Origin of the sequence: Herminiimonas arsenitoxidans (genome assembly GCF_900130075.1) — a bacterium.
Lineage (GTDB): Bacteria > Pseudomonadota > Gammaproteobacteria > Burkholderiales > Burkholderiaceae_D > Oxalicibacterium > Oxalicibacterium arsenitoxidans.
On record NZ_LT671418.1, the window covers coordinates 2585041 to 2600514 of the forward strand.

Below are 15474 nucleotides of genomic sequence, written 5' to 3' on the forward strand. Positions count from 1 at the left end.
GTTCTAAGACCAAGCGATCAGCATCGCTATCAAGCGTTTTCTGTCTCGACTATCAAAGTCTCGCCCGGTTTAACCCGTACAAAATTCACTGCCTGCGTCGTTACTGTCAGCGCATCACCATCTTGCTTCACCACCGTATAAGCAGAAGTTGCCAATGCACTAGTCTGCGGTGCATCTTCGCGGAAGTGCGCACCGCGCGAATCTTCACGTGCCAGCGCCGCGGTCGCAATCACGCGACTTACGGCCAGCAAGCTACGCAGATTCATCCAGTCATGCCAGGTCATATTGAATGCAGGATCATCGTCGGCCACGCCGATAGTCAATAATTCGCGATCCAACTCCGCCAGCTTCGCTATCCCGCGCCGCAAACCTTCTGCGGTACGCAAGATGCCGACGTCTTCCCACATGCATTCGTACAGCGCTTCACGCAAGGCTTGCAGATTGCCTATCGGATTGCCGAATGGTGCGCGATGCGCCGTAATACTTTGTTCGATTGCGGCGATATCGGGTTCGCGCAATTCATTGTTGTTGAGCAGCCATGCCGCCATCGATTCGCCAGCAATGCCGCCAAACACAGTAGAGTTGGCCACACCATTGCCGCCCAGACGGTTGGCACCGTGCACGCCGCCGGTATCTTCGCCGGCGGCAAACAGGCCATGAAGTGCTGTCGTGCAATCAGGCCGGAAGATCACGCCACCCATCATGTAATGTGCGGTTGGCACCACTTCCACCAGGTCAGTTGCGAGATCAAATCCGCAATCGGCACAACGCTCGACCATGCCTTTGAATTGCACGCGTACTTTTTCTGGTCCCAAGTGCGCCATCTGGATGTACACGCCGCCATTCGGTGTAGTGCGTCCGGCGCGCATTTCAGAATAAATCGAGCGCGATACGATATCGCGCGTGGCGCGTTCCTTGCGCGGATCGTAGTTTTGCATGAAGCGCTCTTTCAAGCCATTGAGCAAATAGCCGCCGGCACCGCGTAAGCCTTCTTCCAGCACGGTGCCTGTCATGCGCGTATCTGGTCCGGCCAGCAATCCGGTTGGATGAAATTGCACCATCTCCATATCGCGCAACGGCAATCCTGCGCGCAAAGCCATGGCCAAACCGTCGCAGCTTTTTTCGCCAGACGGTGTATGGAATTTATACATGGTCGGGCCGCCGCCGGTTGCCAGCAACACGGCTTTGGCCTGCACGAAGACAAATTCGCCGCAACGCATGTCTATCATCAGCACGCCGGCCAGCGATTTGCCGTCTGCGGTCTTGATCAATTCCACGGCGCGATGTTCTTCCAGTCGGTCAATGCCGCGATGCCAGATTTGTTCAGCCAGCCGGTTCATGATTTCAATGCCGGTCAGATCGCCTTTATGTACGGTGCGGTCGAAAGTCTGACCAGCGAAGGCTTTCTGATGCACGGTGCCATCCGGATTGCGATCGAAGAAGCAGCCGAGTTCATTCTCCAGTTCATGGATGCGCTCGATTGCCTTGGTCACCAGCGTCCATGCCAGATCCTGATCGGACAGCCATTTGCCACCTTCGATGGTGTCCATGAAATGTCGCTCTATCGAATCACCTTCGGCCAAGGCGACGTTGTAGCCACCTTGCACCATGCGGGTACAGCCGGACTTGCCGAGCAAGCCTTTTACCGCCACCGTGATTGATAGTTCCGGATTGGCTTGATGCGCATGCAATGCGGCAAACAGACCGGCGCCGCCTGAGCCCAGTACCAGTATGTCAGTCACTACGCGCTTGATGCTGGTGTTGGTGCTCATGTGCTTTTCACTCCAAGGCTGGCCAGTACTTCTGCGCGGCGCGCTTGCATACCCTTGTTGATGTCGTTGTACAAACTGCCGCCATGACTATCCATCGCTACCAGCAAGGGACCGAAATTGGCGATGCGGAATTTCCATAATGATTCTGGATTCAGATCATCCAGATCGACGTCTTCGATCTGTGTGATCCAGGTGGTTTCCAAGGCTGCCGTACCGCCGACGATGGCCAGATACACGCCGCCGAGTTCACCGAACGCTGCCAGTGAATCTTCACGCATACCGCCTTTGCCGATGATGATGCGCACGCCGTTCTTGGTCATGAGAGGACGTGTGAAGCGCTCCATCCGATCCGAGGTGGTAGTGCCTATGCAGATCGGTTGATAACCAGCGGGGTAAGTGTCGCTGGGCTCGACCTTCTTCACATTCGGCGCGGTATGTATCACCGCATGACCGTTCAAGTCGAAGCGGGTAGTGCGGCCGCGATCGAACATGTGGATCTGGGTGGCGTCGCGTATGCCGAACAGCGTTTGCTGCAAGGTGACCGTATCGTTGATGCGCAATTGTCGAATCTGCGCTTCGCTCACTGGCGTGCTGAGTTCGTAATGGGCCATGATCAGAATCCGTAAGCCACGCCGTCTGGCGTGAAGGTTGCCGTCGCCCGTCGCGCGGAATGACATTGCATATTGACCGCGACCGGGTTCATCGTGATGTGCGTCGCCGCCAGTTCGATATGCACGGCAAATGCAGTGGAGTCACCGCCCAATCCTTGCGGGCCGACGCCCAGTCCATTGATGGCGGCGGACAGTTGCTGCTCCAATTCTGCGCCTGCCGGATCGGCGCAGTGCGTGCCAAGTGCACGAGTGGATGCACGCTTGGCCAGCGCCACGCACAACTCGGAAGTGCCGCCGATGCCGACACCGACGATAGTTGGCGGACAAGTTTTGCCACCCGCTGCCAGCACGCAATCGACGGTGAATTTCTTGATCGCATCTATGCCTTCTGCCGGGATTGCCATCTTCAGGAAGGAATTGTTTTCGGAGCCGCTGCCTTTCGGAATCATCAGTATCGTCATCACATTCGGCGTCGGCGAAAAATCGATGCTGATTGCAGGGATTTCTATGCCGCACGATGTATGTTCGTTTTTGCGCGTAAGTGGGTGTACGACGGAGGAGCGCAGCGGATGTTCGCGCGTGGCGCGTTCGCAACCGGTGCGTATCGCTTGTTTCAATGCGTAGCCATCGACTTCGACGCCGCTGCCAATGGTGATCTTGTAAATCGGTACGCCAGTGTCCTGGCACAGCAGATTGTCTTGTGCTTCAGCGACGTTGATATTGGTGACCATCGTCGCCAGTATGTTTTTTGCGCTGGGTGCGGTCTCATGTTTCACCAGCTCCGACAAACCACTTTTGATATCGGGTGGAAGAATTTTGAGGGCGCGGATATACAACTCCTTGGCCGTCTCTTCAACTAACTTCAGGTCGATTTTCACGGTGTCCGTTCCTGTCTGTATTAACTAATAAGGGCAAGTGCAAATGCCAATCCGGTTGCCAAGCCGACGCCGAGTGCCGCGGCTATCCAATTGTTGCGGGTCCCACTCCAGTCGCGAAACTCGATCAGCAGCAAGCGCACGCCGCCCATCATGTGCAGTGACAGCAGCACGACCAAACCCCATTCACCGAATTTGAACAAAGGTTGATCAGCAAGACGGATGAAGGCATTGAGTTCGGCTTCGCCGCGTATCGCCTGGCTCAGTGCCAAGAAGTGCAGCGGCAGGAACAAGGCCAGTATCAACCCCGATAAACGATGTACGAGAAAAGCCCAGTAAGCCGGATGCGATCTGGCGCGGTAATCGTTGCTACGTTTCATGACAGTGTTACTCCATAGACTGCACACCATCCCATCAGCAGTATCAGCAGTCCGGCCAAGAGTGACAGGACGCGCGCCGGACCTGCACCCCAGCCCAGCCATTCCTGTGCGATGTTGGCCAAGCCGACTGGTACATGCGCTGCACAAGCCAGTACAAAGACGCTGTAGAACAAGCCAAATGCCAAACTGCCGCGTGTGCGTTCCAGAATTTCGCTACCGCTCAGACCACCGCGTACCGCATACATGATGATGCCGATATGCACGATAACGCAGAGTGCCAGCACCATTGCGCTGATGCGTTGCACATACCACGCACGTGCTTGTTGCGTTGCGATGCTGCTCATAATTTGCCTCGCAGTGCCGCACGTGCCGTAAGGCGTTTCAGACCTGCAATGCCAGCCGTCGGTGCGATCTGTTTCGGACAACGTTGCGTACATGAACCTTGCGTATGACAGGCATGACAACCGGCATCACCTGCGACTGCACGCAGCCGTTCTTCCTGATTGGCATCGCGTACATCGTTGACCAAGGTCCAGGCGCGGTTCAGTGCTGCAGGGCCAAGAAAAGCCGGCCGCCACGTCACCACATCGCATGAGGCATAACAGACGCCGCAACCTATGCATTCGATCCCGGCGCTGGCCGCGACACGTGCCTTGGATGCCGGGTCGACACTGGCGAATTCCTCATGACGTGTGCGTGTGCCCTTGAACTGGCCTTTGCCGCGCGCCCATTTATCGAAGAATTCACTCATGTCGGTGGCCAGATCTTTCACCACCGGCAGGTTGGACAAGGGCGCGATTTCCAGTTCGCCATTGCTGCTCACTTTTGATACGTGCGTACGGCAGGTCCAGCGCGCGACGCCGTTGACTGTCATCGCGCATGAACCGCACATGCCAACCCTGCAGGAGAAGCGATAGCTCAATGTGCTATCGAGATGGCGCTGGATATAGGTCACTACATCCAGCACGGTCTGGCTCTCGCGCCGTGGCACTTCATAGCTGACAAAAGCACCGTCCTGCTTGCCGCGCCAGACCTTGACCTTGAGACTTGTCGTCATCTGAGTTCCGTTTGAATAGAGTGATGGATCAGCTGCCAGGCAGGTTGTACATATTCGGGAAGAACATGTCTTTCCACGATGCCGGTTTCACTTTCACCATGCCGATACGGTTCATGAAATCAGCATATTTCATGGTGTTCTTCGGTGTAGTGGTGAACTCGATATTCGGATCGTTGAGCATTTTCTCGATGGATTCCACGCTCTCTTTGGATTTGCTCACGCGAATATAAAATTCCGCAGCAGCTTTTCTATCCTTGTTGATCATGGCTATCGATGTATCGAATGCTTTCAGGAATGCGGCATAGGTTTTTGGATTCGCATCGACGAATTTTTTGCTGGCCCACACCACGTTAAATGTATGTGGCCCACCAGTGACGTCATATGAATTGACGATGGTACGGATGCCGGGCTTATCCAGTTCTATGTATTGGAATGGTGGCGAAGTGAAGTGACTATTGATTTCGCTGCTGCCGGACAACATAGCGGCCATGCCGTCAGGATGCGATTGCGTTACGGTGTATTTGTCGAGACGATTTTCCTGACCTGGACCGAATGCTTTCTCTGCAGCCATTTGCAATGTGATGGCCTGGATCGATACTTTGACGGCCGGCAATGCAATTTTGTCTTTATCGGTAAAGTCTTTCAGCGTCTTGATATCAGGATTGCGCGTATTCAAGTAGAGCGGCATGGAATTCATCGCGGCGACTGCTCTGACGCCGATGTTGTCCTTGGTCTTGGCCCACAAAGTGATGAATGGTCCCAAGCCGCCGGAAGCAAATTGCAGATCGCCTGACAGCAAAGCATCGTTCATGACGTTACCACCGGCGAACTTGGCCCAGTTCACCTTGATGTCGCCCAAGCCGGCTTCCTTTGCTTCTTTCTCCAGCAGCTTGTTCTCTTCCATGATCATGAGCGGCAGGTAGCTGATGCCGTATTGCTGCGCGATCCCGATTTTATTGACCTCGGCGGATACGTTAGCGATCGCCCCCATTAAAAAACATGAACCAATTAGCGCCCGTAGACTGAATGTGCGAAATTTCATGACATCTCCTCGTTTTTGATTTATTTGAAACAAAAACTGAATCGTTAAGTTTTTTTCTAATGGACTATCGCGTAACTACAGAACAACCTTTCATCGAGAAACTACCAAAGCCAAACCGGACAGGAAGAACAAGCCAAGCATCAATTTCCGGAATCCCTTTTCGCTGACGTGATGGAACAAGCGCAGTCCCACCCAACTACCTATCAACAAGGCCGGCACGCACAGCAAAATATTCATGCCGGTTTGCCGATTGAGTTCACCAGCGCCTCCCATCCATATCAGTGTCGTTGCATGCACGATCAAAATATAAGGTTGGAACACACCGCGTTGCTCCGACTTGGTCCAACCGCGCAAACCGCACCACAAGGTTGGAAATATGCCATTGAGGCTGGTCGCACCGCCCATGAAGCCACCCAACATGCCCACTGCGCCATCGGCAATCTTGCCGGTGAGCGATGCCAGGCGAACCACCGGCATCTTGGGCTGCAAGAACATGTAAGCGCTATACAGAATCAGCAGTACGCCCACACCTTGTCGCACCATTTTTCCATCCAGACTATGCAGCGCGGCCACACCTATCGGCACACCAACCATGGCACCTGCCAGAAATGGCCACAACAGCTCCAGCTTGATCGAGTGGCGTAGCTGCCACGCCATCACCAGATTAACCAAAAGCGAACAAGCGACCACCAAAGGGACAACTTCGCTCGGTGCCAGCACATGCATCCAGACCGCAGAAGCAATCAGCGCAAAGGCAAAACCGCTACTACCTGACACGATCGCCGCCAACATCGCGCCCAACAAAACCACGCCGAATTGAAATGTCATCTCATTAGTTTGCAGGCACCGATGTCGATCTGACAGCCGCCGGCAACAACCAGCAAGCTACGTTTACATGTTGGACACGACTGTAGGCCGCATAATCATCAATGTCAACTATATGACATGTATCACTTTCTTATTTCCGGTGCTATTATCAATTCCACACAAGACTCCTTTTTGTGCGCCGCACAGCAGATCTACTCACGCTCAACATCGACACAATCGACAAATATGCTTGAATTCGATCACTCCACTACCGTAGGAACCACCCTCTATAAAGAGGTCAAACGTCGTGTGCTGCGTGCGCTTGCGGCAGGCGAGTGGAAGCCCGGAGAGGCGATTCCGGCCGAGAAGAAATTATGCGAATTGTTCTCCGTATCGATTGGGACTCTGCGCAAGGCAATAGACGAACTGGTTGCTGAAAGCATTTTGATACGACATCAAGGTCGCGGCACTTTCGTCTCCATGCACAACCGCGAACAGCAGATGTTCCGTTTCTTCAATGTGGTGAACCATGACGGCACCAAGACCTACCCGCAGTTGGAGTTGATCGCATTCGCGAAAAAGAAAGCAGGAGCGCTGGCAGCGCAAAAGCTACGTCAGCTTGGCAACAAGGTCTATGAATTCACCAATGTCCTGAGTCTGCAAGGTGCGCCAGTGATCGTTGATGACATCACGGTGCCGGATTTATTGTTCGTTGGTCTGACGGAAGCCTTGCTGCGCAATCGCCCCAATACTTTGTACAGCTTGTATCAGGTGCGCTTCGGCATCAGCATCATTCGGATTGAAGAGCGCTTGCGCGCGGTTAGTGCCGATGCACGCTATGCTGACTTGCTACACATAGCGATAGGTGCGCCCTTGCTGGAAGTACGGCGGGTGGCTTACTCCTACGACGACCAGCCGGTCGAATGGCGGATTTCGCATATCAATACGGAACATCATGAATATATGGCGCAGGCTGCGCATTATTCTTAGCGCTTGTGCTACAAGTTCTAATTAGGTCTCTCTAATAAAAAAGCCAGCTTTGCGCTGGCTTTTTGTTTTTCAGAATTACGCTACACGTGAGGCTATATGCGCCAGCGCTTCTTCCACCTGATCAACCAGAATCAGACATAAATCACCTGCTTCCAGTTTTGCCAATGCAGTATCAATGGCAAGGAATTCACCCTGGATTTCCTGCGTGAATTTGGTACGCTTGGCCTTGGCCAAACCTTCGCGCAACAGGCCTAATACTTCGCCATCAGCGCGGCCACGTTGGCATTGGTCTTCATACAGGATGACATCGTCAAATACGTCGCCGAGAATTTGTGTTTGACGGCGCAGATCTTCATCGCGTCGGTCACCGGCACCGCTGATGACTACCATGCGGCGTTTCGATGGCATGCCTTCTACTGCGCGTGCTAATGCTTCGATGGCATCTGGATTGTGGCCGTAGTCAGCGATCACGGTTGCGCCGCGATGCGAGAAGATGTTGAAGCGACCTGGTGTGGTGCTCGCGCTATTCTGGAAAGTGCGCAGACCTTCGAGAACCACGTTCCAATCCAGCCCAAGTCCCCATGCTGCACCAACTGCCGCCATCGCGTTTTCGATTTGGAAGCCGATCGTGCCATTGTGCGTAATAGGAATGTCGGCCAATTGAATGCGGTGTTCGAACTTGCCTTCCGATGCCACGATAGTCGCACCATCTTGATAAATGACGCGATTGCCTTGCGCACGATGTGTTGCGAGGACGGCGTGATTGCTGTCTTGTGCGAAGAAAGTGACGCTGCCTGTGCAGCTGCTCGCCATGTTCGCGACCATAGGATCTGCCGCGTTCAAAACGGCGGTGCCGTTAGGCGCGACGTTTTGTACGATGACGCGTTTGACGACAGCCAGATCTTCTACGGTGGAAATGAAATTCAAGCCGAGGTGATCGCCGACGCCGATGTTGGTGACGACTGCTACGTTGCAACGATCAAAGCCGAGGCCTTCACGCAAGACGCCACCACGTGCTGTTTCAAGCACGGCAGCATCGACGTCTGGGTGCATCAAGACATTGCGTGCGCTGCGTGGACCGCTGCAATCGCCAGTGTCTATGCGCTGATTTTCGATATACACGCCATCAGTGCTGGTCATGCCGACACGATATTTATTGGCTTGCAGGATATGCGCGATCAAGCGCACGGTCGTGGTCTTGCCATTGGTGCCAGCGACTGCGACGACTGGAATGCGACCATCGTCGCCTTCGGCAAACATGGTGGAAATGATGGCTTCGCCTACCGGACGGCCTTTGCCGAACGATGGCTTGATGTGCATGCGCAAGCCTGGTGCGGCATTGACTTCAACTACGCCACCGCCTTGTTCTTCCAGCGTGTTGTGGACGTTTTCGCATACCAGATCCACGCCGCAGATATCGAGGCCTATCATTTGTGCTGCTTCAACGACACGTGCAGCCAGTTCTGGATGCACGTCGTCGGTGACGTCAGTCGCAATGCCACCGGTGCTCAGATTGGCGTTATTGCGCAACAGGACTGGTGAGCCTTTGGCTGGAATACTCGCCAAGACGTAATTTTGCTTTTCCAGTGTTGCCAGCGTGGTGTTGTCGACTTTGATTTTGGTCAGCGGAGTCGCATGACCATCACCGCGCAGCGGATCGAGATTAACCTGATCGATCAATTGCTGAATCGTTTGTACGCCATCGCCGATGACTTCCGGCGGAGTGCGGCGAGCTGCAGCGATCAGCTGTTTACCAACGACGAGGAAGCGGTAATCCTGTCCCGAGATATAGCGTTCGATCACGACGTCGTCGCAAATAATTTGTGCGGCGGCAAAGCCTGCTTCGATTTCTTCGCGGGTTTTCAGGTTGACGGAAACGCCTTTGCCCTGATTGCCGTCACGCGGCTTGATGACGACAGCGGCGCCGATTTCTGTTGCAGCATTCCATGCATCTTCTGCAGTTGTGACCGAGCGACCATCCGGGACTGGCACGCCAGCTGCATTTAATAGCAGCTTGGTCATTTCCTTGTCTTGCGCGATTGATTCTGCGATGGCGCTGGTGAATCCGGTTTCCGCAGCTTGGATGCGCAACTGTTTGCTGCCCCAGCCGAACTGCACCATGCTGCCTTCGGTCAAGCGGCGATAAGGAATACCGCGTGCTACGGCTGCATCGACGATAGAGCCGGTGCTAGGTCCGAGGCGGATGTCTTCATCGAGTTCGCGCAGACTGGCCAATGCGGTTGCCAGATTGAACAGCGTATCTTCTACGGCAGCGCGGCACAGTTCTTGTGCCAGTTCAAAGGCGAGGCGGCCGACGGCTTCTTCGGTGTATTCGACGACGACTTGATAAGTGTCTTTTTCGACGGTTTCTATCGTGCGGCTGAAGGTGACAGGGCAACCAGCTTGCGCTTGCAGACCGAGCGCTGCGAATTCGAGCACGTCGGCCATCGAGAACGCTTGTTTCGGGCGCGCGCTTTCGATGAATTTGATGCCGGGGAAGCGAGCGCGTAGGCGGTCTTCGAAACCGGGGATAGCGGCAATGTCTTTTTCCGATTCATTGCACGACACAATGGCTTCGATCGACGTGTGCCGGCTCCAGAGATTGGGGCCACGCAGGGCGCGAACGCGAGATATTTCCATGGACATCTTCCTTCTTGGCGCAGCAGTCTGCCGTGCTTTGGCGCGGCGTGGCACTTTGTTATTTGATGCAGCAGTGTAAACCGCATCGGTCTCTTTGTTCTTGTGATAAGCGAAAACAGTACTCATGGCTATCAGGCGGCGATGACCGCATCGGTTGGTTCAAACGACTCAATCCCGACACGCATCAAGTCGGGGCTGACGCCAAGTGCCCATGCAGCTGCAATGGCGGCTAATACAGTTTCGATATTCAGGGCTGATTTATCCTGCACGGCGTTGCCGATCAGGATTTCTTCTTTGTCGGATGCCAGAACAATATGACCGTCGCGCAAGAAAACAGCACGTTGACCTTGTTCCAGATGGGTGACGATCGCAGCAGTACTGGCTGATGCAGCGAAGAAAATCACGCTGCCATCGCAAAGAGGCGCCAGTTCAACCACGCGCGGATCGGCTGCATTCAATACTGCAACGCCAGTCGGCAACACAACATCGATCTGCGTACGCACGACACGGCTCATCTGATCCGCATCTTCAATATAGAACTCAGGCAGTTTGTCGGCCGGATCGATATTCGTGACGACGCCAACCTGGCACCAGTCGTAGGCCAGACCTTCGGACAGAATAGTCTTGCTGCTGTTTTCAAAGACGGCAGTTTCCACCATGCGGTTCATCAAGACCTGACGCGATGCATCCCAGTTGTCGCTGGATTTTTTCAAGACATGACGTTGACGCAGGAACAAGCCGTCCTTGCATGCCAAGCCGACATACGTGCCTTGCAAATGCAGCAACCAGGCGATCAGACGCGATACCGCAGTGGTGTCGTGCGAGCCGGTGACGCCGACGATAGGTATACGGCCGCTTTCATTTTCTGCAAACAGGTGATCGACGATCGCGCGTCCAACCGGGCGCGCCGGGCCGTCGGCTGGTTTCAGATGCATCAACAAACCTGGGCCGGCGTTGACTTCGACGATCGCGCCGCCTTGTTCTTCCAATGGGCGAGAAATGTCTTGAGCGACCAAATCGACGCCGGCAATATCCAGTCCGACGATGCGTGCGGCCAATGATGCGGCTGCAGCTACGCTAGGATGAACTTGATCGGTGACGTCGAAGGCAACGTTTCCATTGCGCTGCACAAGAATTTTTTCGCCGGCCGGCGGGATGGATTCGGTGGTGTAACCTTGGCGCGCCAGTTCCAGCAGAACTACGCGTGGATCATCGGCTTCATCGATCAGAATCAGATTAAGCGGGCAATCTTCGCTGCTGCCGCGACGTGGGTCGCTGTTGAGCTGGCTGTTGATCAATTCGGAAATATTCGAGATGCCATCGGCCACAACGGATGCTTCTTCACCGCGTGCGGCAGCGACCAGTTTGCCGCCTATGATTAGCAAGCGATGTTCGTTACCGAGGACAAAACGCTCGACGATGACGTCGCTGCTTTCTTGTTCTGCGAGCAAGAAGGCGGCTTCGATATCGGGCAGTGTGCGCAGATTGGTCGAGACACCGCGGCCATGATTGCCGTCCAGCGGTTTGATGACGACTGGCAAGCCTATGCTCTCGGCAGCATCCCAAGCGTCGGCGACGCTATTGACGATGCGGCCTTCCGGCACCGGTACGCCGCAGGATTGCAGCAGCGTTTTAGTTAATTCTTTGTCACTGGAAATGGTTTCTGCAATGGCGCTGGTCTGATCGGTTTCTGCGGTCCAGATACGGCGTTGTTTCGCGCCGTGACCAAGTTGCACCAGATTGCCATCGTTCAGGCGCATCGATGGGATGCGACGGTCGGTTGCTGCATCGACGATACAGCCGGTACTTGGTCCGAGAGCAACAGATTCCAAAATGTCGCGCAAATTGTTGACTGCGCCTTGAACATCGTAAGGACGATCTTCAATCGCGGCCATGACCAGATCGCGCGCGGCAACGAGCGCGGCGCGGCTGACTTCTTCGTGGCGTGCACGAACGACAACTTTGTAAACACCGCGTTTGGAGGTTTCCCGCGCCTTGCCGAAACCGCTTTGCATGCCGGCAAGGTTTTGCAGTTCTATCATCACGTGTTCCATGATGTGACCAGGCCAGGTGCCTTCGCGCAAGCGCATCAAAAAGCCGCCGTGTACGCCGACGCCACAGTGATGTTCGACCAAGCTAGGCAGCCAGGCGGTCAGGCGCTCATAGAAGCCGGGGATGGTGTTGGACGGCGAGTCTTCCAGATCGCCAATATCCACCCACGCCTCGATTACTGGGCGATAGGTCCAGATATTTGGTCCGCGTAGACTGAGCACATCGATAATATCGATGGTTTTGTTGTTCATTTGTAATGGGAAATCTGTATGGGAAAGCCAAAAATCGAATGGCTAAAATAGCTGTAACGCGCTGGCGGTTTTTTGGTTTACTTATTTATGGATTATATTTCGCGCGCGCTTGAATACGGCAAACAAGTCGGGTCCGTTTAGATATACTGGCCGCCAATTTGAGATAAAACCAGATATTCTGGTTGCAAGTTCAATGAACGCTCGTTCTCTACGAAACCCCTTTTTGCCTTGATGAAAACTGCCTCTTTACCTTTATTGTTATCAAGAAATACCATTCCTGCTCTCTGGCAGGATATTCACGTTCAATTGAACAAGGACGAAATCATACTCGCTCATTTGGAGCTTGATCTTGATCTAAGTCTACATTTCGTACCAGGCGTTGTAATTCTTACCAATTCGCGTCTGCTGTCGCGCTCACATAGCGAATCGACTTGGCAGGCGTGGCCGCTGCGCGCCGATCTGGCGCTGAAGCATCACGATCATGCCGGCGTTGGCACACTGGAATTGCACGATGCAACTGCGCGCTTGGTGACCTGGCGTTACACGCTTGCGCAAAATCCTGATGCACTGAATTTGATTTCGTTGTTTGATCAACAACGTCATGCCATCGCATCGGGCGTGCCGATGAAAACGCAGGAAGCGGTAGAAGAGAATGATGACGAAGCATCGGATGCTGAGGAGGAGGATGGCAATGTCGCAGAAGAGCAGCCGCCATCAACGGCTTCGCTGTTTCGCTTGTGGCGTTTTGCGAGGCCGTATCGTGGCCAGTTGCTCTTGGGCTTCTTGCTGACTTTGGCTTCGACTGCGGCGACTTTGGTGCCGCCGTATATGACGATGCCGTTGATGGATAACGTGCTGATTCCGTATCAAAACGGTGTGCCTATCGATAAAGGTCTGGTCACGCTTTACCTTGGCGGCTTGTTTGGCTCGGCTCTGTTTGCCTGGGGCTTGGGTTGGGCGCGCACTTACATCTTGGCTTTGGTCAGTGAGCGCATAGGCGCGGATTTGCGCACCACCACGTATGAACATCTGTTGCGTTTATCGCTGGAATATTTCGGTGGTAAACGTACTGGCGATTTGATGACACGTATTGGTTCGGAGACGGATCGCATTTGCGTGTTCCTGTCGCTGCATTTGCTGGATTTTTTCACCGACGTTTTGATGATCATCATGACGGCAGTGATACTGATCTCGATCAATCCATGGCTGGCTTTGGTGACCTTGCTGCCGCTGCCATTCATCGCATGGATGATCCACGTGGTGCGCGACAAACTGCGCAATGGTTTTGAAAAGGTTGATCGTATCTGGTCGCAAGTGACCAACGTGCTGGCCGATACAATTCCAGGTATCCGTGTGGTGAAAGCATTTGCGCAAGAGAAGCGCGAAGCTGCACGTTTCCGCGAAGCCAATAATCACAATCTGGTTGTTAACGATCGCGTCAATAAAGTCTGGTCGCTGTTTTCACCTACCGTTACTTTCCTGACTGAAATCGGTTTGCTGGTGGTGTGGGCGCTCGGTATCTGGCAAGTGTCGCAAGGCATGATCACGGTCGGTGTGTTGACCGCCTTCCTCGCTTACATCAGCCGCTTCTACACACGTCTGGATTCAATGAGCCGCATTGTGTCGGTTACGCAAAAAGCGGCGACTGGTGCCAAGCGTATTTTCGATATTCTGGATCACGTATCCAGCGTGCCGGAAGCGACCAATCCAGTGCATCTCGATAAAGTGCAGGGCAAGATCACGATCCAGGATATCGGCTTCCGCTACGGTAATCGTGCCGTGATACGCGGTTTGGATCTGACCATCAATCCGGGTGAAATGATCGGTCTGGTTGGTCACAGCGGTTCGGGTAAAAGTACGCTGGTCAATTTGATTTGCCGTTTTTACGATGTATCAGCCGGTGCGATTCTGGTTGATGGCGTGGATGTACGCTCGATCCCGATTCCTGAATATCGCCGCAATATCGGTTTGGTGTTGCAGGAGCCGTTCTTGTTCTTCGGCACGATTGCAGACAACATCGCTTACGGTAAACCGGATGCGAGTCGTGAAGACATCATCGCCGCCGCACGTGCAGCACATGCGCATGAGTTCATCCTGCGCTTGCCGCATGGTTACGATTCCATGGTCGGTGAACGCGGACAAACCTTGTCCGGTGGTGAGCGCCAACGTATTTCGATTGCACGTGCATTGTTGATCGATCCGCACATCCTGATACTGGATGAAGCAACTTCATCAGTGGATACAACCACAGAACGTGAGATTCAGAAAGCGCTCGACAATCTGGTACGCGGCCGTACCACGATAGCGATTGCGCATCGCTTGTCCACGCTGCGTCGCGCTGATCGTATCGTCGTGATGGATAGAGGGCAGATAGTGGAAGTCGGTTCACACGATGAATTGTTGCAGCGTGAAGGCGCGTATTACAAACTGTATCAAGCACAACAGCGTCAGGCAGAAGATATGCTGGAAGATGGAATCAAAGCCGGGGAGGGCGCATGAGCAATTTTCAATTAACGCGTAACGCCTTCGGTAAATTGATCTACACAGCAGCCGGCGATGCTGAAGTGCATGAAGGCGTCGTGCCTGTGCGTTCGTTTCCGATTGCCGCGCCGGATGTTGGCATTGCGATCGTCAGCACTGATGGACGCGAACTGGCATGGATAGAAAAGCTGAGTGACTTGCCAGAGGCAACTCGTGCCTTGCTGGAAGAAGAACTGGCCAGTCGCGAATTTTTGCCGGAGATCAAACAGATCAAGCATGTTTCTGTTTTTGCTTCGCCCAGTACATGGACGGTGGCAACCAGTCGCGGTGATGCAACGCTGGTATTGAAAGGTGAGGAAGATATACGTCGTATTGGTGAGTCGGCATTGATCATCGCCGATACGCACGGCATACAATTTCTGATTCGCGATATGAATAAACTGGACAAAACCAGCCGCAAGTTGCTCGACAGATTTTTGTAATCTCGATGTGCGTTGAGAATACGCACATCGCTGC

Annotated in this window: 13 protein-coding genes; 3 read left to right on the plus strand and 10 right to left on the minus strand. The window is 53.9% G+C overall.

What is annotated here, in order from left to right:
* Positions 1-29: 29 nt before the first annotated feature.
* From BQ6873_RS12220 to BQ6873_RS12255, 8 genes are all read right to left on the minus strand, one after another.
* Positions 30-1772, minus strand: a complete 1743-nt coding sequence (locus BQ6873_RS12220; RefSeq protein WP_076592892.1) for an L-aspartate oxidase — start codon at positions 1770-1772, stop codon at positions 30-32.
* Positions 1769-2383: a fumarate hydratase C-terminal domain-containing protein gene (locus BQ6873_RS12225; RefSeq protein WP_076592893.1), complete on the minus strand. Its 615-nt coding sequence runs from the start codon at positions 2381-2383 to the stop codon at positions 1769-1771. The genes BQ6873_RS12220 and BQ6873_RS12225 overlap by 4 nt, the downstream gene beginning before the upstream one ends.
* A 2-nt stretch (positions 2384-2385) precedes the next feature.
* Positions 2386-3261 (minus strand): fumarate hydratase, encoded by an 876-nt coding sequence (locus BQ6873_RS12230; protein ID WP_076592894.1) that lies wholly within the window; start codon positions 3259-3261, stop codon positions 2386-2388.
* Positions 3262-3281: 20 nt separating this feature from the next.
* A complete protein-coding gene (gene sdhC / locus BQ6873_RS12235) occupies positions 3282-3638 on the minus strand; it encodes a succinate dehydrogenase, cytochrome b556 subunit (RefSeq protein ID WP_076592895.1) in 357 nt (118 codons plus the stop codon).
* Positions 3635-3982, minus strand: coding sequence for a succinate dehydrogenase (locus tag BQ6873_RS12240; protein ID WP_076592896.1), 348 nt, complete (start codon positions 3980-3982; stop codon positions 3635-3637). The genes sdhC and BQ6873_RS12240 overlap by 4 nt, the downstream gene beginning before the upstream one ends.
* The gene (locus BQ6873_RS12245; RefSeq protein WP_076592897.1) at positions 3979-4695 is read right to left on the minus strand and encodes a succinate dehydrogenase/fumarate reductase iron-sulfur subunit; all 717 of its coding nucleotides are present in this window, start codon (positions 4693-4695) and stop codon (positions 3979-3981) included. The genes BQ6873_RS12240 and BQ6873_RS12245 overlap by 4 nt, the downstream gene beginning before the upstream one ends.
* A 28-nt stretch (positions 4696-4723) precedes the next feature.
* Complete coding sequence (locus BQ6873_RS12250) at positions 4724-5737, minus strand: ABC transporter substrate-binding protein (RefSeq protein ID WP_076592898.1); 1014 nt, start codon at positions 5735-5737, stop codon at positions 4724-4726.
* A gap of 90 nt (positions 5738-5827) precedes the next feature.
* Positions 5828-6565, minus strand: a complete 738-nt coding sequence (locus tag BQ6873_RS12255) for a sulfite exporter TauE/SafE family protein (RefSeq protein WP_076592899.1) — start codon at positions 6563-6565, stop codon at positions 5828-5830.
* A 225-nt stretch (positions 6566-6790) separates the two neighbouring features.
* Here BQ6873_RS12255 and BQ6873_RS12260 point away from each other — a divergent pair, with 225 nt between their 5' ends.
* Complete coding sequence (locus BQ6873_RS12260; RefSeq protein WP_076594104.1) at positions 6791-7534, plus strand: GntR family transcriptional regulator; 744 nt, start codon at positions 6791-6793, stop codon at positions 7532-7534.
* A 75-nt stretch (positions 7535-7609) separates the two neighbouring features.
* On the opposite strand, the gene cphA is transcribed toward BQ6873_RS12260, so the two are convergent.
* Both cphA and BQ6873_RS12270 read right to left on the minus strand, forming a co-directional pair.
* A complete protein-coding gene (gene cphA, locus BQ6873_RS12265; protein WP_076594105.1) occupies positions 7610-10174 on the minus strand; it encodes a cyanophycin synthetase in 2565 nt (854 codons plus the stop codon).
* Between the two features lie 131 nt (positions 10175-10305).
* A complete protein-coding gene (locus tag BQ6873_RS12270; protein ID WP_076592900.1) occupies positions 10306-12477 on the minus strand; it encodes a cyanophycin synthetase in 2172 nt (723 codons plus the stop codon).
* A 231-nt stretch (positions 12478-12708) separates the two neighbouring features.
* Between BQ6873_RS12270 and BQ6873_RS12275 the strand changes: the two genes are divergently transcribed.
* Both BQ6873_RS12275 and BQ6873_RS12280 read left to right on the plus strand, forming a co-directional pair.
* Positions 12709-14976, plus strand: coding sequence for a cyanophycin metabolism-associated ABC transporter (locus BQ6873_RS12275; RefSeq protein ID WP_076592901.1), 2268 nt, complete (start codon positions 12709-12711; stop codon positions 14974-14976).
* Positions 14973-15440, plus strand: a complete 468-nt coding sequence (locus tag BQ6873_RS12280) for a cyanophycin metabolism-associated DUF1854 family protein (protein ID WP_076592902.1) — start codon at positions 14973-14975, stop codon at positions 15438-15440. Before BQ6873_RS12275 ends, BQ6873_RS12280 begins: the two co-directional genes overlap by 4 nt.
* Positions 15441-15474 lie beyond the last annotated feature (34 nt).

Bases quoted from the DNA above. Each gene is read 5' to 3' on its own strand.
- BQ6873_RS12275 (WP_076592901.1), top strand. From the start codon at position 12,709: ATGAAAACTGCCTCTTTACCTTTATTGTTATCAAGAAATACCATTCCT.
- BQ6873_RS12220 (WP_076592892.1), bottom strand. From the start codon at position 1,772: ATGAGCACCAACACCAGCATCAAGCGCGTAGTGACTGACATACTGGTA.
- BQ6873_RS12260 (WP_076594104.1), top strand. From the start codon at position 6,791: ATGCTTGAATTCGATCACTCCACTACCGTAGGAACCACCCTCTATAAA.
- BQ6873_RS12270 (WP_076592900.1), bottom strand. From the start codon at position 12,477: ATGAACAACAAAACCATCGATATTATCGATGTGCTCAGTCTACGCGGA.
- BQ6873_RS12225 (WP_076592893.1), bottom strand. From the start codon at position 2,383: ATGGCCCATTACGAACTCAGCACGCCAGTGAGCGAAGCGCAGATTCGA.
- BQ6873_RS12240 (WP_076592896.1), bottom strand. From the start codon at position 3,982: ATGAGCAGCATCGCAACGCAACAAGCACGTGCGTGGTATGTGCAACGC.
- cphA (WP_076594105.1), bottom strand. From the start codon at position 10,174: ATGGAAATATCTCGCGTTCGCGCCCTGCGTGGCCCCAATCTCTGGAGC.
- BQ6873_RS12255 (WP_076592899.1), bottom strand. From the start codon at position 6,565: ATGACATTTCAATTCGGCGTGGTTTTGTTGGGCGCGATGTTGGCGGCG.
- sdhC (WP_076592895.1), bottom strand. From the start codon at position 3,638: ATGAAACGTAGCAACGATTACCGCGCCAGATCGCATCCGGCTTACTGG.
- BQ6873_RS12280 (WP_076592902.1), top strand. From the start codon at position 14,973: ATGAGCAATTTTCAATTAACGCGTAACGCCTTCGGTAAATTGATCTAC.
- BQ6873_RS12250 (WP_076592898.1), bottom strand. From the start codon at position 5,737: ATGAAATTTCGCACATTCAGTCTACGGGCGCTAATTGGTTCATGTTTT.
- BQ6873_RS12245 (WP_076592897.1), bottom strand. From the start codon at position 4,695: ATGACGACAAGTCTCAAGGTCAAGGTCTGGCGCGGCAAGCAGGACGGT.